We start from the raw sequence: 18,284 nt of genomic DNA on the forward strand, positions 1-18,284 counted from the left end.
GCCGATCCGCCGACCAACCGCTCACCCCCTCCCCTTGGGCTTCGCCCGCACATGCATCCGCTCCCCCTGCGGCCCGAACAGACTCAGGAACTCCACCGCCCCCTCCCCCGTGGACCCGAACCAGTGCGGCACTCGCGTGTCGCACTCCGCCGCCTGCCCAGCCGTCAGCACGACATCGTGCTCCCCCAGCACCACCCGCAACCGCCCCGACAGCACGTACAGCCACTCGTACCCCTCATGTCGGCGCGGCTCGGGCCGCTCGTCGCTCTGCGGCACCAGCACCTTGTACGCCTGAAGCCCCCCGGGCTGCCGGGTCAACGGCCAGAAGGTCCGCCCGTGCCGTACGAGCGGCTCGGACCTGACCCGCGGATCCCCCACCTTCGGCGCCCCCACCAACTCGTCGAGCGCCACCTGATGCGCCTGGGCGATCGGCAGCAACAGCTCCAGCGACGGCTTCCGCAACCCCGACTCCAGCCGGGACAACGTACTGACGGAAATCCCCGTCGCCTCGGACAACCCCGCCAACGTCACCTGCCGCTCCTTGCGGATACGCCGCAACCGTGGCCCCACCTCGGCAAGAACTTCGTCCGTAGTCATACCGCGCATTGCATTTTCGGCAATACGGTTTGTCAACCCCGCACACTCCCAGGATGTGCGGGGGCCACCCCCGTAGGACGATGGCCCCATGCTCCTAGCCCGGCTGGCCGAGGTCTCCCGGGAGGTGGCCGAGACCTCGGCGCGCTCCCGCAAGACGGCCCTGCTCGCGGACCTCTTCCGCGAGACGGCCCCGGCGGACGTCCCCGTCGTGATCCCCTACCTGGCGGGCCGCCTCCCCCAGGACAGACTCGGCGTCGGCTGGAAACTCCTCAGCCGTACGACGCCCCCGGCCCCGGCCCCGACGCTCAGCGTCGCCGAGACGGACGCCCGCCTCACCGCCCTCGGCAAGGTCGCGGGAACCGGCTCCCAGGCCGAACGGGCCCGCCTGCTAGCGGAGTTGATGCGGAAGGCCACGGACGACGAACAGCGCTTCCTCCGGGGCCTGTTGAGCGGCGAGGTCCGCCAAGGAGCCCTGGACGCGATCGCCGTGGAAGCCCTGGCCCAGGCAACTCGGGCGGACCCGGCGGACGTTCGCCGAGCGGTCATGCTCGCAGGCTCCCTGCAACCGGTGGCCCAAGCACTGCTCGCACAAGGACCGACAGCCCTCGCCGAGTTCCGACTCACCGTAGGCAGACCGGTGTTCCCCATGCTGGCCCACACCGCGACGTCGCCCGAGGAAGCCCTCACGAAACTGGGCCCGTGCGCGATCGAGGAGAAACTCGACGGCATCCGCGTCCAGCTCCACCGCGACGCCTCCGAGATCCACGTCTACACCCGCACCCTCGACGACATCACCGACCGCGTCCCCGAACTCACGGACATCGCCCGCCGGTTGAAGAGCACCGCCTTCATCCTGGACGGCGAGATCCTCGCCCTGGACCCGCAGACGAACCGCCCCCTCCCCTTCCAGGAGACCGCCGGACGAGTCGGCTCCCGAGTGGACGTCACGAAGGCCGCCGCGACCACCCCCCTCTCCCCCGTCTTCTTCGACGCCCTCTCCGTGGACGGCCGCGACCTCCTGGACCTCCCCTGCGCGGACCGCCACGCGGAACTCGCCCGCCTGGTGCCGGAGCCGATGCGTGTACGCCGCGCACTCGTGAGCGACCCGGCACCCGCCGCGGCCTTCCTCGCGGAAACCCTGGCCAGAGGCCACGAGGGCGTCGTCCTCAAAGCCCTCGACTCCCCCTACAGCGCGGGCCGCCGAGGCACCTCCTGGCTCAAGGTCAAGCCCGTCCACAGCCTCGACCTCGTGGTCCTCGCCGTGGAGCGCGGCCACGGCCGCCGCACCGGCAAGCTCTCCAACCTCCACCTGGGCGCCCGCACGGCCGACGGCGGCTACGCGATGCTCGGCAAGACCTTCAAGGGGATGACCGACGCCATGCTGACCTGGCAGACCGAACACCTCGGCGCCCTGGCCGTCGCGGACGACGGCTGGACCGTCACCGTACGGCCCGAACTCGTCGTCGAGATCGCCTACGACGGCCTGCAACGCTCCTCCCGCTACCCGGCCGGAGTCACCCTGCGGTTCGCCCGCGTCGTCCGCTACCGCGAGGACAAACGCCCCGAGGACGCGGACACCGTGGCGACCGTGCTCGCCGCGCACCCGGAGGTACGGCCGTGAAGCGCAGCGCGGGCCTGCTGCTGTTCCGGCGCCGGGACGGCCGTACGGAGGTGCTGCTCGGGCACATGGGCGGGCCGCTGTTCGCGCGGAAGGACGCGGGGGCGTGGACGGTGCCGAAGGGGGAGTACGGCGACGACGAAGCGCCCTGGGACGCGGCGCGGCGGGAGTTCCGGGAGGAGCTGGGGCTTGAGCCGCCCGAGGGGGAGGCCATCGCGCTCGGTGAGGTCCGGCAGGCGGGCGGGAAGCTCGTCACCGTGTGGGCGGTCGAGGCGGACCTCGGCCTGGCGGCGTTCGCACCGGGGACGTTCCGGATGGAGTGGCCGCCCAGGTCGGGGCGTGTCCAGGAGTTCCCCGAGCTGGACCGGGTCGCCTGGTACGGGCTCGAAGAGGCGCGCGGCCTCGTCGTACCGGCACAGGCCGCGTTTCTCGACCGGCTGGCGGAGCGCCCGTCCCCCGAAGGAGGCCGACCATGACCATCGCGACGGGCGTGAGCTGTCTGGGCACGGGATCCGGGAGTTCTGCAACATCACGACCGTTTGGCACGGTGTGTGACGGTTGCGCGGTTACGATCGGGGCGTGAACCGGGAAGTGACTCTGCCTCTGATCGTCGACGACCGGGGGGATCTACAGGTGGCGGCGGCCGACGTGAGCAAGTTGCTGCGCACGCTGGGCGGGAGGTGGCTGCACCTTGTCGAGGGCGGGGAGTCGGGGTGGGACGAGGAGACTGTGGCCGATCTGACGATCGAGCTGGCGAAGCTGGCCGACCGGATCGATGTGGCGTGCATTGCGCACAGTAGCGGGCGGTCGTCGTAGGGGTTGCTGTGCTTGGCCGGGTGCGGGTTCGTCGTGGCTTGTCGCGCAGTTCCCCGCGCCCCTTAAAAGACAGCAGCTCGCCGCCCCTCCAAAGGGCACCGGCACCATGCCTGCCCATCAGGCCCGTGTCGCTGGAATGGAGTAGCTCCGCGCGAGATCGCCTGGGCCCCGAGTGATCGTGAGGGGAGCATCCCCTGGCGAAAGCAGGATCCGGTCATGGCTACTTTGTGCAGGCCCTCGGTGTCGGTGCCGGAGTATGTGATCACGATGGAGGAGACGCTGGAGCTGGCGCGGGAGCGGCACGCGGATCATCCTCAACTGCCGTTGGCGCTAAGGCTGATCGAGAACACGGGGGTCAGGAAGCGGCACATCGTGCAGCCGATCGAGGAGACGCTGAAGCACCCGGGGTTCGAGGAGCGCAACCGGGTCTACGTCGCGGAGGCGAAGGCGCGGGTGCCGGCGGTGGTGCAGCGGGCGCTGGACGACGCGGAGCTGCTGACGTCGGACATCGACGTGATCCTGTACGTGTCGTGCACGGGGTTCATGATGCCCTCGCTGACGGCGTGGCTGATCAACGAGATGGACTTCGACCCCTCCACCCGCCAGATACCGATAGCGCAGCTCGGTTGCGCGGCGGGCGGCGCGGCGATCAACCGGGCGCACGACTTCTGCACGGCGTATCCGCAGGCCAACGCCCTGATCGTGGCCTGCGAGTTCTGCTCGCTGTGCTACCAGCCGACGGACCTCGCGATCGGCTCCCTGCTGTCCAACGGCCTGTTCGGCGACGGCATCGCGGCGGCCGTCATGCGCGGCCGGGGCGGCGAGGGCATCACGCTGGAGCGCAACGGCTCGTACCTGATCCCGAAGACCGAGGAGTGGATCATGTACGACGTCCGGGCGACCGGCTTCCACTTCCTGCTGGACAAGCGGGTCCCGGCGACGATGGAACCTCTCGCCCCGGCCCTCCAGGAGCTGGCCGGCACGCACGGCTGGGACGCGGCCGACCTGGACTTCTACATCGTCCACGCCGGAGGCCCCCGCATCCTGGACGACCTGAGCAAGTTCCTCCAGGTCGACCCGCAGGCCTTCCGCTTCAGCCGCGCCACCCTCACCGAGTACGGCAACATCGCGAGCGCCGTGGTCCTGGACGCGCTGCGCCGCCTGTTCGACGAGGGCGGCGCCCCCGACCGCGCGCGCGGCCTGCTCGCCGGGTTCGGTCCCGGGATCACCGCCGAGATGGCGCTCGGACGCTGGAGCCGCGCATGACCGAGGAGACGCTGACCCAGGCGGTACGGCAGTGGCCCGCGCTGGATCTCCAGGGCACCGAATTCGACCCCGTACTGCGGGAGTTGATGGCCGAGGGCCCGGTCACCCGGATCCAGCTCCCGAACGGCGAGGGCTGGGCGTGGCTGGTGACGCGCATGGACGACGTACGGTTCGCGGTCAGTGATCCGCGCTTCAGCCGCGAGGCCGTCATGGACCGGCCGGTCACCCGGCTCGCCCCGCACTTCATCCCCGAGCGCGGCGCGGTCGGCTTCCTCGATCCGCCGGACCACACGCGTATCCGGCGCTCGGTGGCCGCCGCGTTCACCACGAAGGGCGTCGAGCGCGTCCGGGACAGCTCCCGGGCGATGCTGGCCGAGATGGTCGACGCGCTGCTCGCCGAGGGCCCGCCCGCCGATCTCACCGGCGCCGTCCTCATGCCGTTCCCCATCGCCGTGATCTGCGAGCTGATGGGCGTCCCCGCCGCCGACCGGCACGTCATGCACACCTGGACCCAGCTCATCCTGTCCTCCACGCACGGCCGCGAGGTCAGCGAGCGGGCCAAGGCCGAGATGGGCGCGTACTTCGCCGACCTGATCGCCCTGCGCGAGGGCTCCACCGGCGAGGACGTCGCCTCGCTCCTCGGTACGGCCGTGGGGCGCAGGGAGGTCACCCTCGACGAGGCCGTCGGGCTCGCCGTCCTCCTCCAGATCGGCGGCGAGGCCGTCACGAACAACAGCGGCCAGCTGTTCCATCTCCTGCTGTCCCGGCCGGAGTTGGTGGCACGGCTGCGCGCCGACCCGGCGATCCGGCCGCGCGCCATCGACGAGTTGCTGCGCTGGATCCCCCACCGCAACGCCGTCGGCCTGTCCCGCATCGCGACCGAGGACGTCGAGATCAGGGGGGTCCGCATCCGGGCGGGGGACGCGGTGTACGTGTCGTACCTCGCCGCGAACCGGGACCCGGCGGTCTTCCCCGCGCCGGACGAGATCGACTTCTCCCGCTCGCCCAACCCGCACGTCGCCTTCGGGTTCGGCCCGCACTTCTGTCCTGGCAACATGCTGGCGCGCATGGAGGAGGAGTTGCTGGTGGACGCGCTCCTGGACCGGCTGCCGGGGCTGAAGTTGGCGGTTCCCGCCGACCAGGTCCCTTTCCGGAAGGGCGCGTTGATCCGTGGCCCCGAGTCGCTGCCGGTGACCTGGTGACGGCCGCCGAGGGGCTCCTCGTACCGCCGGGGCACGGGCGAGTCGTCCAGACCCCGGCCCAGCGGGTGACGTTCAAGGTGACCGGGGAGCACTCGCGGATGGCGTCCACGTTCGAGGTGGAGGTGCCGCCGGGGTTCGACGTGGGCGCGCACGTCCACACGCGCAGCGAGGAGCTGTTCTACGTCCTGGAGGGCGAGTTGGACGTCCTGGCCTTCGAGCCGCTCATCCGCACGCCGGACAACTGGCAGCGCTGGGAGTCGAGTTCGGGGGGCAGGGTGGTACGGGCGGCACCGGGCACGGTCATCGTCGTGCCCCCGGGCTGCCCCCACGCGTTCGCGAACCCGACGGACACCCCGGCGAAGATGTTCTTCCAGGCGTCGCCGCCCCCAGATCACGAGCGGTACTTCGAGGAGCTGCTGGAGATTCTGGGGAGCGGGGGTCCGCCGGACCACGAGGCGATCGAGGAGCTACGACGGCGCTATGACATCGAGCAGCTCACGCCTCTGAAACACCGTTAGCGGATGGTCATTCCGGAGAGGGTCCTCGCGATCACCAGCTTCTGGATCTCGCTCGTCCCCTCGAAGATCGTGTAGATCGCGGCGTCCCGGTGCATCCGCTCCACCGGGTACTCCCGCGTGTACCCGTTCCCCCCGAGTATCTGGATCGCCTGCCCCGTGACCGTCTTGGCCGTCTCGCTGGCGAACAGCTTCGACATCGACCCCTCGGCGGCCGTGAACGGCTTCCCGTTGATGGCCATCCACGAGGCACGCCAGACCAGCAGCCGGGCCGCGTCGATCTGCGTACGCATCTCCGCGAGCTGGAAGGCGACGCCCTGGTTGTCGATGATGGGACGGCCGAACTGCTCGCGGGTCTTGGCGTAGTCGAGCGCGACCTCGTACGCGGCACGTGCCGTACCGACGGCCATGGCGCCGACGGCGGGCCGGGACGCCTCGAACGTGGCCATCGCCGCGTTCTTCACACGTTCGCCGCCGCTCTTCGCCTTCTCGTGCGCGCGGGCGATCCTCTGGTCCAGCTTCTCCTTGCCGCCGAGGAGGCAGGAGCCGGGGACGCGGACGTTGTCGAGGACGACCTCGGCGGTGTGGGAGGCGCGGATGCCGTGCTTCTTGAACTTCTGGCCCTGGGAGAGCCCTTCCGTGCCGGGCGGGACGATGAAGGACGCGTGGCCCTTGGAGCCGAGGTCGGGGTCGACGACGGCGACGACGACGTGGACGTTGGCGATGCCGCCGTTGGTCGCCCAGGTCTTCGTACCGTTGAGCACCCACTCGTCCTTGGCCTCGTCGTACACGGCACGCGTGCGCATGGAGGCGACGTCGGACCCGGCGTCGGGCTCGGAGGAGCAGAACGCGGCGACCTTCACGTCATTGGCATCGCCGTACATCTGGGGGATCCAGGTGCCGATCTGTTCCTCGGTGCCGTTCGCGAGGACGCCGACGGCGGCGAGGCCGGTGCCGACGATGGACAGGGCGATTCCGGCGTCACCCCAGAAGAGCTCCTCCATGGCCATCGGGATGCCGAGGCCGGTGGGGTCGAAGTACTGCTGGGCGTAGAAGTCCAGGGAGTAGATGCCGACCTTGGCGGCTTCCTGGATCACCGGCCAGGGGGTCTCCTCGCGCTCGTCCCACTCCGCGGCGGCGGGGCGGATGACGTCGGCGGCGAAGCCGTGGAGCCAGTCCCGGACCTCTTTCTGCTCGTCGTTGAGTTCCATGGTGAACTCGGCCATGACTCCTCCAGCGCGGCGGTGCACAATGCGTGTTACTAGCGGTAACGCTAGTGTGTTACTCGCGAGTAGGAAAAGTCAACTCCGGACGCAGGTGTTAGTTTGCGCAGGCGGGACCGAAACACCACAGGGGAGCGAAATGGACACCACACAGCGGACCGACCAGCAGAGGTCTGCTGACCGTCGTCGGCGTGAGCTGCTGGAGGCGGCGGACCGGGTGGTGCTGCGGGACGGGCCGCAGGCTTCGATGAACGCGATCGCCGCGGAGGCGGGCATCACGAAGCCGATCCTGTACCGGCACTTCGGGGACAAGGGTGGGTTGTACGCGGCTCTCGCCATGCGGCACACGGATGCGCTGCTGGCTTCGCTGCGGGCCGCGCTGGACGCACCGGCGGAGCGGCGTGAGCGGGTCGAGGCGACCCTCGATACGTACCTCGCGGCGATCGAGGCGCGGCCTCAGGTGTACCGGTTCCTGATGCACCCGGCGGAGGGTGATGTCGGGCGGCACTCTGCTCCTCTGCTGAAGCGGATGGGGGAGGAGTTGGCTCAGGTGATTGAGGAGCGGCTCGATCTGGGGCCTGGTGGGCAGCAAGTGGCTCGGGTGTGGGGGCACGGGATTGTCGGGATGATGCATGCGGCCGGGGACTGGTGGCTGGGGGAACGGCCTTGTGAGCGGGCCGAGTTGGTGCGGATTCTGGCGGACCTGTTGTGGGGGAGGCTGGCGGCTGCTGGGGATCGGATCGGGGGGCCTGGTTTCTGAGCGTTTCGGACTGCGGGTGCTTCGTGGCTTGTCGCGCCCACGCGGCGGCAGCCGCACATTCGATACAGCCCCGCGCCCCTGAAAGCGACTAGTTCCGCGCGTTCCAAGAGGCTCGCGTCACTTGCCTCATCAGTCTCTTTCGACGCCAGCCTTCCACCTTCTCCGCATACGTCGTTCCCTCCAAGTGGTCCATCTCATGCTGGAGGCATCTCGCGAAGAAGCCCGTGCCCTCCACCCTGATCTGCTCCCCCGTCACCGTGCAGCCCTCGATCACCGTTTCGTCGTAGCGCTCCGTCCCTGCCTCCAGGCCCGGCAGGGACAGGCAGCCCTCCGGGCCCCGGAGCACCACCCCGTCGGTGCTGATCACGCGGGGGTTGACGATGTGGCCGACGTGGCGGATCTCCTCGTCGTCGGGGCAGTCGTACACGAAAACCCGTAGCGGCTCGCCCAGTTGATTGGCCGCGAGGCCCACCCCCTGGGCCGCGTACATCGTCGCGAACATGTCCTCCACGAGGGACGCCAGTTCGGGGGTGAAGGCCGAAACCTCCGCGCAGGGCGTGTGGAGGGACTGGGTGCCGTGCAAAGTGATCGGGCGGACTCGGCCGCGTGTGCCCGGGATGGAGCGGTGTGGCATGGCCGTAAGGGTACGGTCCTTTGTGACACGCGCATGTCTAACGGCCGTGAGACGGTGGCGGGATTCGGGAGTGCGAATGGATCTCGATAGGCTGGCCACACACCACGTTGTCGTCAGGCAGAGGCGCGGCGCGTACGAAGGAGGATCGAGGACTGATGGCAGGCAACTCGGACCCGCTCACGCCGCGGGCCAAGATCGCCGTGACCGCGGGCAAGGCGGTCGCCGCGGCATCGCGGGCCGCGGGCCGTGGCAGCGGTTCGGTCATCGGCGGCAAGGTCGCCCTGAAACTCGATCCCGACCTCCTCGCCCGGCTCGCCCAGAACCTGGACGTCGTCCTCGTCTCGGCCACCAACGGCAAGACCACCACGACCCGGCTGATCGCGGAGGCGCTGCGCGCGGCGGGCCCCGTCGTGTCGAACGCGCTGGGCGCGAACATGCCGGCCGGCATCACCTCGGCGCTCGCGGGCGGTTCGGAAGCGCGGTACGGCGTGATCGAGGTCGACGAGAAGTACCTCGCCGGGGTCGCGCGGGACACCGACCCGAAGTGCATCGCGCTGCTGAACCTCTCCCGTGACCAGCTCGACCGCGCCGCCGAGACCCGCATGATGGCGGAGGCGTGGCGCGAGGGGCTGAGCGGTTCGAAGGCGGTCGTCGTCGCCAACGCGGACGACCCGCTGGTGGTGTGGGCCGCGTCCTCCTCGCACAACGTGATCTGGGTCGCGGCGGGTCAGATGTGGAAGGACGACGCCTGGTCCTGCCCGTCCTGCGGTGGCGTGCTCCAGTGGCCCGGCGACGACTGGTACTGCGCGGAGTGCGGTTTCCGCCGCCCGCAGCCGAGTTGGGCGCTGTCCGGTGACCACGTCATCGACCCGCACGGCTCCGCCTGGCCGATCCACCTCCAGCTCCCCGGCCGCGCGAACAAGGCCAACGCCGCGTCCTCGGCCGCCGTCGCCGCCGTGTTCGGGGTGCCGCCGCAGGTCGCCCTGGAACGCATGTACCAGGTGCAGGCGGTCGCCGGACGCTACGACGTCGTCCAGTTCCTGGGCCGGGACCTGCGGCTGCTGCTGGCGAAGAACCCGGCGGGCTGGCTGGAGACGTTCAGCCTGATCGATCCCGCACCGGCGCCGGTGATCCTGTCGGTGAACGCGCGCGGCGCGGACGGCACCGACACGTCCTGGCTGTGGGACGTCGACTACACGCGGCTGACCGGGCACCCGATCTGTGTCATCGGCGACCGCAAGCTCGACCTCGCCGTCCGGCTCGAAGTGGCGAACCAGCACTTCCAGGTGTTCGACTCGGCCGACCAGGCGGTGGCGGCGTGCCCGCCGGGCCGGATCGAGGTCATCGCCAACTACACCGCGTTCCAGGATCTGCGCCGCCGCGTCGGCAACTGAGGGGATTCAGCCAGTGAGCGACAACCAACTGCGGGTCGTCTGGGTCTACCCGGACCTGCTGAGCACGTACGGCGACCAGGGCAACGTCCTGGTCGTCGAGCGGCGGGCGCGGCAGCGCGGTCTGGACGTGGCGCGGCTCGACGTCCGCAGCGACCAGCCGATCCCGACGTCCGGCGACATCTACCTGATCGGCGGCGGCGAGGACCGTCCGCAGCGGCTCGCGGCGGAGCGGCTGATCCGGGACGGGCACCTGTACCAGGCGGTGAACAACGGGGCGATCGTGTTCGCGGTGTGCGCCGGGTACCAGATCCTGGGCCACGAGTTCGTCAACGACCAGGGCCAGCGCCAGCCGGGGCTCGGGCTGCTCGACGTGACGACGGTGCGCGGCGAGGGCGAGCGGTGTGTCGGTGACGTCCTCGCGGACATCGACCCCCGGCTCGGGCTGCCGCAGCTCACCGGGTTCGAGAACCACCAGGGCGTCACGCATCTCGGGCCGACGGCGCGGCCGTTCGCCCGCGTCCAGATGGGCAAGGGCAACGGCACGGGCGACGGCACGGAGGGCGCGTACAACGACACCGTGTTCGGGACGTACATGCACGGTCCCGTCCTCGCGCGCAACCCGCTCATCGGTGACCTGTTGCTGAAACTCGCACTCGATGTGAACGCGCTGCCGCCGTGCGACGACCGGTGGTACGAGGCGCTGCGGGGCGAGCGGATCGCCTCGGCCCAGCAGCCTGCCTGACCTGTGTGTTCACCTGTTTTTCGGGGCACCGTCAACAGCCCGTCTGACGGTGCCCCCGCGCAGGTGAGCGGGTGCGTCCAGCAGACGGACGCACCCTTCGGATCGACCCCTTCCTGACGCTAGGGTGGCGGGGAATCGAGCCGGACGACGTGGTCCGGTCCCCGGCCCACGTGAAGAAGGTTGTTGCGCTATGCGCATTGGTGTCCTCACGTCCGGCGGCGACTGCCCCGGCCTGAACGCCGTCATCCGGTCCGTCGTGCACCGTGCCGTCGTCGACCACGGCGACGAGGTCATCGGCTTCCGGGACGGCTGGAAGGGCCTCCTGGAGTGCGACTACCTCAAGCTCGACCTCGACGCGGTCGCGGGCATCCTCGCGCGCGGCGGCACGATCCTCGGCTCCTCCCGGGTCCAGCCCTCCCATCTGCGCGACGGTGTCGAGCGGGCCAAGGGGCACGTCGAGGAGCTCGGCCTCGACGCGATCATCCCCATCGGCGGTGAGGGCACCCTCAAGGCGGCGCGGCTCATGTCCGACGCCGGGCTGCCCGTCGTCGGCGTACCGAAGACCATCGACAACGACATCGCCGTCACGGACGTCACGTTCGGCTTCGACACGGCCGTGGGCGTCGCGACCGAGGCGCTCGACCGGCTCAAGACCACCGCCGAGTCGCATCAGCGTGTCCTCGTCGTCGAGGTCATGGGGCGGCACACCGGGTGGATAGCGCTGCACTCCGGGATGGCGGCCGGCGCGCACGCGGTCGTCGTCCCCGAGCGGCCCTTCGACATCGACGAGCTGACCCGGCGGGTCGGCGCGCGGTTCGAGGCGGGCAAGCGGTTCGCGATCGTCGTCGCCGCGGAGGGGGCCAAGCCGAAGGCCGGGACCATGACCTTCGACGAGGGCGACAAGGACATCTACGGCCACGAGCGGTTCGCGGGGATCGCGCGGCAGCTGTCCATGGAGCTGGAGTCGCGGCTCGGCAAGGAGGCGCGGCCGGTCATCCTCGGGCACGTCCAGCGGGGCGGTACGCCGACCGCGTACGACCGCGTCCTGGCGACACGCTTCGGCTGGCACGCCGTCGAGGCCGTCCACCGCGGGGAGTTCGGCACGATGACCGCGCTGCGGGGGACGGACATCGAGATGGTGCCGCTGGCAAAGGCGGTGGAGACACTGAAGACGGTGCCGCAGGACCGGTACGAGGAAGCGGAGTGCGTGCTCTGAGGTAGGTGCCCCCGGTGGAGGCCGCCGTCGGGGGCAGTCCTACTCTTGTGGGGGCATATCCCCCACTATCTTGGAGCCGCTCTTATGGATCACAGCGGGCACGGCATGACGATGGATCTGCCGCCGTTCACGCTGGGGCGGGGGTTGGAATGGTCCGCTGATCCCTTTTTCCTGATCTCCTGCATTGCGGCCCTCGCGCTTTACGGGTGGGGGGTACTGAAACTCCGGCGGCGCGGTGACTCCTGGTCCTGGCCGCGCACCCTTTCCTTCGTGCTCGGTGTTCTCACCGTCGCGCTCGTGATGTGTACGAAGCTCAATGACTACGGCATGGTCATGTTCAGCGTGCACATGGTGCAGCACATGGTCATCAGCATGGTCTCGCCGATCCTCGTGCTGCTCGGGGCGCCGATGACGCTGGCGCTGCGGGCGCTGCCGGTCGCGGGGAAGGGCCGCAAGGGGCCGCGTGAGCTGCTGCTCGCCCTGCTGCACAGCCGGTACATGACGGTCATCACGCATCCCGCGTTCACGATCCCGCTGTTCATCGCGAGCCTTTACGCGCTGTATTTCACGCCGTTGTTCGACACGCTGATGGGGTCGAAGGCGGGGCACCTCGGAATGATGGTGCACTTCTTCGCGGTGGGCGTGGTGTTCTTCTGGCCGATCATCGGGGTGGACCCGGGCCCGAAGCGTCCGGGATATCTGATGCGGATGCTGGAGCTTTTCGCGGGAATGCCGTTCCACGCGTTCTTCGGTATCGCGTTGATGATGGCGTCGCAGCCGATGGTGAAGACGTTCGAGAACCCGCCGGCCTCCCTCGGCATCGACGCCCTGTCCGACCAGAGCGCGGCGGGCGGCATCGCGTGGGCGTTCAGCGAGGTCCCCTCGGTGATCGTCCTGATCGCGCTCCTCTTCCAGTGGTACGGCTCGGACCAGCGCCTGGCGAAGCGCCAGGACCGCGCGGCCGACCGGGACGGTGACAAGGAGCTGGAGGCGTACAACGCGTATCTCGCGTCCCTGAACTCACGCCAGGGCTGACATCAGGGCACCATGGAGGGTGGACACGCCCTGCGGAGGGCGGCCCTGAGGAGGGTGTCGCGATGGCCGGTTCCACGGACAGCTCCACCAAGACCATGGGGGTGGTCACCGTCGGCGGACTCGTCGCGGTGACGGCCTACACGGTCGCGCTCGGCAGCAACGGCTGGCTGTGGTTCGGCTGGGTCGTGCTGGGGCTGATCACACTGGCGTTGATAGTGATGCGCCAGCCCTGAGATTCAGCCCGGAGATTCACTGCGGTGCCAGTCGGGCGGCCGGGTGGACGCCCGGCTGGTACTTCGGGAGGCGGGCGGTAATCTTCATGCCGGCGCCGGGGGCCGTCTCGATGACGAGGCCGTAGTCGTCGCCGTACACCTGGCGGAGCCGGTCGTCGACGTTGGAGAGGCCGATGCCGCCCGACGGGCTGACGTCGCCCGCGAGGATGCGGCGCAGCAGCTCCGGGTCCATGCCGGCGCCGTCGTCCTCGATGACGACCGTGGCCTCGGCGCCGGTGTCCTGCGCGGTGATCCTGATGTGGCACTTGTCGGCCTTGCCTTCGAGGCCGTGCTTGACCGCGTTCTCGACGAGGGGTTGCAGGCACAGGAACGGCAGGGTGACCGGGAGGACCTCGGGCGCGATCTGGAGGGTGACGGCGAGCCGGTCGCCGAAGCGGGCCCGCACGAGCGCCAAGTAGTGGTCTATGGCGTGGAGTTCGTCCGCGAGGGTGGTGAAGTCGCCGCGCCTGCGGAACGAGTAGCGCGTGAAGTCCGCGAACTCCAGCAGCAGTTCCCGCGCCCGCTCCGGGTCGGTCCGCACGAACGAGGCGATCACCGCGAGGGAGTTGAAGATGAAGTGCGGCGAGATCTGCGCGCGCAGCACCTTGATCTCCGCCTCGATCAACCGGGTACGGGAGTCGTCGAGGTCGGCGAGTTCGAGCTGTACGGAGACCCAGCGGGCGACCTCGGCGGCGGCCCGGACGAGGACGGCCGACTCGCGCGGCGCGCACGCGACCAGCGCCCCGTGCACCCGCTCGTCCACGGTCAGCGGCGCGACGACCGCCCACCGCACGGGACAGTCCGGCACCTCGCACACCAGCCGGAACGCCTCTCCCCGCCCGGTCTCCAGCGCCCCCGACAGCCGCCCCATGATCTCGGCCCGGTGATGCGCCCCGACCCCGTCCCAGGCGAGCACGCTCTTCTCGTCGGTGAGGCACAGCGCGTCGGTCCCGAGCAGCGTCCGCAGTCTGCGCGCCGACTTCCGCGCCGAGTCCTCCGTGAGCCCGGCCCGCAGCGCGGGGGCCGCCAGGGACGCCGTGTGCAGGGTCTGGAACGTGGCGTGCTCGACCGGCGTACCGAGGCCACCGAGGGACTCGGGGCGCGCCGTACGCCGCCCCAGCCAGAAGCCCGCGGCGAGCAGGGGGAGGGCCGCGACGAGGAGCCCGGCGAGGAAGCCGCTCATGGTCCGGGCTCCGGGGTCGGCAGGACGGGGCGCTCTTCACCGGAGGTGCGCTTCTCGTGGGACGGCGCCGCGGACTGGGACGGCACCCGGTCGTCCGCCGGTCTCTCCCGCACCGGCGGGCGGGACTGCGGCGGCACGCGGTCGTACAGCTCCTCGTCCCGGCCCGCGCCCTCACCCTCGTAGGAAGCCGCAGCCGGCAGCCCCCGCCCCTCCCCCACCAGCTCCTCCGGCAGGTGGAAGCGGGCCAGGATGGCCGCCGTGCCCGCCGGGACCCGGCCCGGGGTCGCCAGGGAGACCAGGATCATCGTGAGGAAGCCGAGCGGGACGGACCACAGGGCGGGCCAGGCGAGGAGGGCGTGCGGGGTGCCGGTGACCGGGAGGCCCGCCATGGTGGTAGCCACGGCGGCGAACGCCGAGCCGCCGCCGACCAGCATGCCCGCCGCCGCGCCCGGTGGGGTCAGGCGGCGCCACCAGATGCCCAGGACCAGCAGGGGGCAGAACGAGGACGCGGAGACGGCGAACGCGAGGCCGACCGCGTCCGCGACCGGGAGGCCGCCGACGAGGAGGCTCGCGGCGAGGGGCGCCGCCATCGCCAGGGCCGTACCCAGGCGGAAGTGGCGTACGTTGCGCGCCGGGAGGACGTCCTGGGTGAGGACGCCCGCCACGGCCATCGTGAGGCCGGACGCCGTCGAGAGGAACGCGGCGAACGCGCCGCCCGCGACGAACGCGCCGAGGAGGTCGCCGCCGAGGCCGCCGATGACGCGGTCGGGCAGGAGCAGGACGGCCGCGTCGGCGTCGCCGGTGAGGGCGAGTTCGGGGGCGTAGAGGCGGCCGAGGGCGCCGTACAGCGGGGGCAGGAGGTAGAACACGCCGATGAGCGCGAGGACCGCGACCGTGGTGCGGCGGGCGGCGACGCCGTGGGGGCTGGTGTAGAAGCGGACGACGACGTGCGGCAGGCCCATGGTGCCGAGGAACGTCGCGAGGATCAGGCCGTACGTCGCGTACAGGGGGCGTTCCTCGCGGCCCGTCGCCAGGGACGTCGACATGCCGCCGGTGGCGCCCCGGTCGGCGGTGGGGACGTCCGCGCCCTGCGGGAAGAGCAGGCGCGTGCCGCGCTCCACGCGGTGGGTGCCCATCGGCAGGCTCACCTCCGTGCCGGAGTACCGGCGGCCGTCCACTCTTCCGGTCACCTTCACGGTCAGGGGGCCCGCGAGGTTCAGATCGAGGGTCGCGTCGACGCGTACGGAGCGCTGTTCGCGGAAGGACGCGGGCTCGTCGAAGGCTTGTTTCGGACCCCCGTCGCCGTGCCAGGCCAGGGCGAGGAAGAGCGCGGGGACGAGGAGGGCGGTGAGTTTCAGCCAGTACTGGAAGGCTTGGACGAAAGTGATGCTCCGCATGCCGCCCGCCGCGACGGTCGCGGTGACGACGACGGCGACGATGACCCCGCCGAGCCAGCCGGGCGCGCCGGTCAGGACCGTCAAGGTCAGCCCGGCGCCCTGGAGTTGGGGCAGCAGGTACAGCCAGCCGACGCCGACGACGAGCCCGCCCGCGAGCTTGCGCACCGTCCGCGACGCGAGCCGCGCCTCCGCGAAGTCGGGGAGCGTGTAGGCGCCGGAGCGGCGCAGCGGGGCGGCGACGAAGAGGAGCAGGACGAGGTATCCGGCGGTGTAGCCGACCGGGTACCAGAGCATGTCGGGGCCCTGGACGAGGACGAGTCCGGCGATGCCGAGGAAGGACGCGGCGGACAGGTACTCGCCGCTGATCGCGGCGGCGTTCAGACGGGGGCCGACCGTGCGGGAGGCGACGTAGAAGTCCGACGTCGTACGGGATATCCGCAGGCCGAACGCGCCGACGAGGACGGTCGCGACGACGACGAGCGCGACGGCGGGGATGGCGTACGAGGAGTTCATCGGTCCCCGGGGTTCACTTGTCTTCGACCAGGCGTACGAAGTCCCGTTCGTTGCGTTCGGCGCGGCGGACGTACCAGCGGGCCAGCAGGACGAGCGGGAGGTACAGGCAGAACCCGAGGACCAGCCAGGTCATGCGGCGGGCGCCCGGCATCGCCGCGAACAGCAGGGGCAGCGGGCCGACGAGGAGGGCGAGGACCGCGAACGCGGTGAGCGCGGCGCGCAGTTGGGAGCGCATGAGGGAGCGGACGTACGTGTGGCCGAGGGTGGTCTGTTCGTCGATCTCGGTGCGCGGGCGGTAGGCGCCGGAGGGGCGCCGGGTGCGGCGGGGCGGTCCGGTCACGGTGACGCGGCGCTCGGCGGGGTCCTGGTTGGGCACCTTTCAGAGTCTCCTCGTCGGCGGCGGGCCGTAGGGCGTCTTCACGTTCTCCTCATCAGCAGGTCCCGCAGCTCGCGCGCGTGCCGGCGGCTGACCTGGAGCTCCTCGCTGCCGACGAGGACGCTCACCGTACCGGCGTCCAGGCGCAGTTCGCGTATGTGGCGCAGGGCGACCAGGTGGCGGCGGTGGATGCGGACGAAGCCGCGGGCGCGCCAGCGCTCCTCCAGGGTGGACAGGGGGATGCGGACGAGGTGGCTGCCCTGGCCGGTGTGCAGGCGGGCGTAGTCGCCCTGGGCCTCGACGTGGGTGATGTCGTCGACGGACACGAAGCGGGTGACGCCGCCGAGTTCGACCGGGAGGTGGTCGGGGTCGGGTTCGTGGACGGGGATGTGCGGGGCCGCGCCGCGCGGTTCCGGGACGCTGAGTTCGACGACGCGACGGACCGCTTCGGCGAGGCGCTCCTTGCGGACCGGTTTGAGGACGTAGTCGACGGCCTTGAGGTCGAACGCCTGGACGGCGAAGTCCTCGTGGGCGGTGACGAACACGATCAGCGGGGGCCGCGCGAAGCCGGTGAGGAGCCGGGCGAGGTCGAGGCCGTCCAGGCCCGGCATCTGGATGTCGAGGAACACGACGTCGATGGCCTCGGGGCCGCCGGGGCCCGACTCCAGGGCCCGGTTGATCCGGCGCAGCGCCTCGGTCGCGTCGCCGGCGCCCTCGACACTGCCGATGCGGGGGTCGGCGTTCAACAGGTAGAGCAGCTCCTCCAGGGAGGGGCGTTCGTCGTCGACGGCGAGGGCGCGCAGCATGAATGGGGAGTGTAGGCCCTGTCGCCAGATTTGCACCGTCCGCCCGGAGCGCCGCCCGGCAGGTGGAAACCTGGCGACAGGGCCTGCGGGGGGGAACGGGCGTTGTGCACATGTACGGGGCTTGGCGGTATCCGCTGGATACAGTGCCCGCATGAACTCTGGCGACGATCTCGACCGGAAGATCATCACGGCGCTGATGGCGAACGCGCGGTCCAGTTTCGCCGAGATCGGGGCGGCGATCGGGCTGTCGGCGACGGCCGTGAAGCGGCGGGTGGACCGGCTGCGGGAGTCCGGGGTGATCACGGGGTTCACGGCGACGGTGCAGCCGGCCGCGCTGGGCTGGCGTACGGAGGCGTACGTGGAGGTGTACTGCGAGGGCGCCGCGCCCCCCAGGCGGCTCGCGGAGGTCGTGCGCAACCATCCGGAGATCACCGCGGCGATGACGGTGACCGGCGGGGCGGACGCGCTGCTGCACGTACGGGCGCGGGACGTGGAGCACTTCGAGGAGGTGCTGGAGCGGATCAGGACCGAGCCGTTCATCCGGAAGACGATCAGCGTGATGGTGCTGTCCCATCTGCTGCCGGAGGCTCCGGAGGCGGGCGCCACCCACCCCGCACCGGACGTGCGTGAAGGGGCCTGAACACGCAGCGATCGTGCGTCGACACGCAACGTCGGTTGCTTGTCGCTCGTACCGGTGAGTTCCTACCGTTGATCACATC

At 70.7% G+C, this 18,284-nt stretch carries 20 protein-coding genes; 13 read left to right on the plus strand and 7 right to left on the minus strand.

Features of this window, described 5'->3' with window-relative positions; genetic code table 11:
* Nucleotides 1-21: 21 nt before the first annotated feature.
* Nucleotides 22-597: a helix-turn-helix domain-containing protein gene (locus ACQCO7_RS06410; RefSeq protein ID WP_464070911.1), complete on the minus strand. Its 576-nt coding sequence runs from the start codon at nt 595-597 to the stop codon at nt 22-24.
* An 88-nt stretch (nt 598-685) separates the two neighbouring features.
* On the opposite strand from ACQCO7_RS06410, the gene ACQCO7_RS06415 reads away from it, so the two are divergent.
* From ACQCO7_RS06415 to ACQCO7_RS06440, 6 genes are all read left to right on the plus strand, one after another.
* The gene (locus ACQCO7_RS06415) at nt 686-2,218 is read left to right on the plus strand and encodes an ATP-dependent DNA ligase (RefSeq protein WP_464070912.1); all 1,533 of its coding nucleotides are present in this window, start codon (nt 686-688) and stop codon (nt 2,216-2,218) included.
* A complete protein-coding gene (locus ACQCO7_RS06420) occupies nt 2,215-2,691 on the plus strand; it encodes an NUDIX hydrolase (RefSeq protein WP_464070913.1) in 477 nt (158 codons plus the stop codon). Before ACQCO7_RS06415 ends, ACQCO7_RS06420 begins: the two co-directional genes overlap by 4 nt.
* Before the next feature lie 103 nt (nt 2,692-2,794).
* Nucleotides 2,795-3,031, plus strand: a complete 237-nt coding sequence (locus tag ACQCO7_RS06425; RefSeq protein ID WP_063786263.1) for a DUF6213 family protein — start codon at nt 2,795-2,797, stop codon at nt 3,029-3,031.
* Nucleotides 3,032-3,247: 216 nt separating this feature from the next.
* Nucleotides 3,248-4,297: a type III polyketide synthase gene (locus tag ACQCO7_RS06430; RefSeq protein WP_464070914.1), complete on the plus strand. Its 1,050-nt coding sequence runs from the start codon at nt 3,248-3,250 to the stop codon at nt 4,295-4,297.
* Entirely contained in the window at nt 4,294-5,499 is a 1,206-nt protein-coding gene (locus ACQCO7_RS06435) for a cytochrome P450 (protein WP_464070915.1), read from the plus strand. Before ACQCO7_RS06430 ends, ACQCO7_RS06435 begins: the two co-directional genes overlap by 4 nt.
* Entirely contained in the window at nt 5,496-6,017 is a 522-nt protein-coding gene (locus tag ACQCO7_RS06440; protein ID WP_464070916.1) for a cupin domain-containing protein, read from the plus strand. Before ACQCO7_RS06435 ends, ACQCO7_RS06440 begins: the two co-directional genes overlap by 4 nt.
* Here ACQCO7_RS06440 and ACQCO7_RS06445 read toward each other — a convergent pair.
* Entirely contained in the window at nt 6,014-7,240 is a 1,227-nt protein-coding gene (locus ACQCO7_RS06445) for an acyl-CoA dehydrogenase family protein (protein ID WP_464070917.1), read from the minus strand. The genes ACQCO7_RS06440 and ACQCO7_RS06445 overlap by 4 nt on opposite strands.
* Before the next feature lie 136 nt (nt 7,241-7,376).
* On the opposite strand from ACQCO7_RS06445, the gene ACQCO7_RS06450 reads away from it, so the two are divergent.
* The gene (locus ACQCO7_RS06450; protein ID WP_416972924.1) at nt 7,377-7,997 is read left to right on the plus strand and encodes a TetR/AcrR family transcriptional regulator; all 621 of its coding nucleotides are present in this window, start codon (nt 7,377-7,379) and stop codon (nt 7,995-7,997) included.
* An 88-nt stretch (nt 7,998-8,085) separates the two neighbouring features.
* Here the strand turns inward: ACQCO7_RS06450 and def are convergent, their stop codons facing one another.
* Nucleotides 8,086-8,631 carry a peptide deformylase gene (def, locus tag ACQCO7_RS06455; RefSeq protein ID WP_464070918.1) on the minus strand — a complete coding sequence of 182 codons (546 nt, stop codon included), beginning with the start codon at nt 8,629-8,631 and terminating at the stop codon, nt 8,086-8,088.
* Between the two features lie 155 nt (nt 8,632-8,786).
* Between def and ACQCO7_RS06460 the strand changes: the two genes are divergently transcribed.
* The 5 genes from ACQCO7_RS06460 to ACQCO7_RS06480 all read left to right on the plus strand — a co-directional run bounded on the left by ACQCO7_RS06460 (nt 8,787) and on the right by ACQCO7_RS06480 (nt 13,251).
* The gene (locus ACQCO7_RS06460) at nt 8,787-10,025 is read left to right on the plus strand and encodes a MurT ligase domain-containing protein (protein ID WP_409116947.1); all 1,239 of its coding nucleotides are present in this window, start codon (nt 8,787-8,789) and stop codon (nt 10,023-10,025) included.
* Between the two features lie 13 nt (nt 10,026-10,038).
* Nucleotides 10,039-10,767 (plus strand): type 1 glutamine amidotransferase, encoded by a 729-nt coding sequence (locus tag ACQCO7_RS06465; RefSeq protein ID WP_409116946.1) that lies wholly within the window; start codon nt 10,039-10,041, stop codon nt 10,765-10,767.
* Between the two features lie 190 nt (nt 10,768-10,957).
* A complete protein-coding gene (locus ACQCO7_RS06470) occupies nt 10,958-11,983 on the plus strand; it encodes a 6-phosphofructokinase (protein ID WP_464070919.1) in 1,026 nt (341 codons plus the stop codon).
* Nucleotides 11,984-12,067: 84 nt separating this feature from the next.
* Entirely contained in the window at nt 12,068-13,018 is a 951-nt protein-coding gene (locus tag ACQCO7_RS06475; RefSeq protein WP_464070920.1) for a cytochrome c oxidase assembly protein, read from the plus strand.
* Nucleotides 13,019-13,080: 62 nt separating this feature from the next.
* Nucleotides 13,081-13,251 (plus strand): hypothetical protein, encoded by a 171-nt coding sequence (locus tag ACQCO7_RS06480; protein ID WP_010355491.1) that lies wholly within the window; start codon nt 13,081-13,083, stop codon nt 13,249-13,251.
* A gap of 16 nt (nt 13,252-13,267) precedes the next feature.
* Here the strand turns inward: ACQCO7_RS06480 and ACQCO7_RS06485 are convergent, their stop codons facing one another.
* The 4 genes from ACQCO7_RS06485 to ACQCO7_RS06500 are packed head-to-tail and all read right to left on the minus strand — an operon-like array spanning nt 13,268 to nt 17,565.
* Nucleotides 13,268-14,473 (minus strand): sensor histidine kinase, encoded by a 1,206-nt coding sequence (locus tag ACQCO7_RS06485; protein ID WP_010355493.1) that lies wholly within the window; start codon nt 14,471-14,473, stop codon nt 13,268-13,270.
* On the minus strand, nt 14,470-16,383 hold the full coding sequence (locus ACQCO7_RS06490) for a sodium/solute symporter (RefSeq protein ID WP_464070921.1): 1,914 nt from the start codon (nt 16,381-16,383) through the stop codon (nt 14,470-14,472). The genes ACQCO7_RS06485 and ACQCO7_RS06490 overlap by 4 nt, the downstream gene beginning before the upstream one ends.
* Before the next feature lie 13 nt (nt 16,384-16,396).
* Nucleotides 16,397-16,759: a hypothetical protein gene (locus tag ACQCO7_RS06495; RefSeq protein WP_464070922.1), complete on the minus strand. Its 363-nt coding sequence runs from the start codon at nt 16,757-16,759 to the stop codon at nt 16,397-16,399.
* Between the two features lie 41 nt (nt 16,760-16,800).
* Nucleotides 16,801-17,565 (minus strand): LytR/AlgR family response regulator transcription factor, encoded by a 765-nt coding sequence (locus ACQCO7_RS06500; protein ID WP_464070923.1) that lies wholly within the window; start codon nt 17,563-17,565, stop codon nt 16,801-16,803.
* A 151-nt stretch (nt 17,566-17,716) separates the two neighbouring features.
* Here ACQCO7_RS06500 and ACQCO7_RS06505 point away from each other — a divergent pair, with 151 nt between their 5' ends.
* Nucleotides 17,717-18,205 (plus strand): Lrp/AsnC family transcriptional regulator, encoded by a 489-nt coding sequence (locus tag ACQCO7_RS06505; protein WP_010355497.1) that lies wholly within the window; start codon nt 17,717-17,719, stop codon nt 18,203-18,205.
* Nucleotides 18,206-18,284 lie beyond the last annotated feature (79 nt).

It is taken from the genome of Streptomyces saintjeani (genome assembly GCF_055409605.1).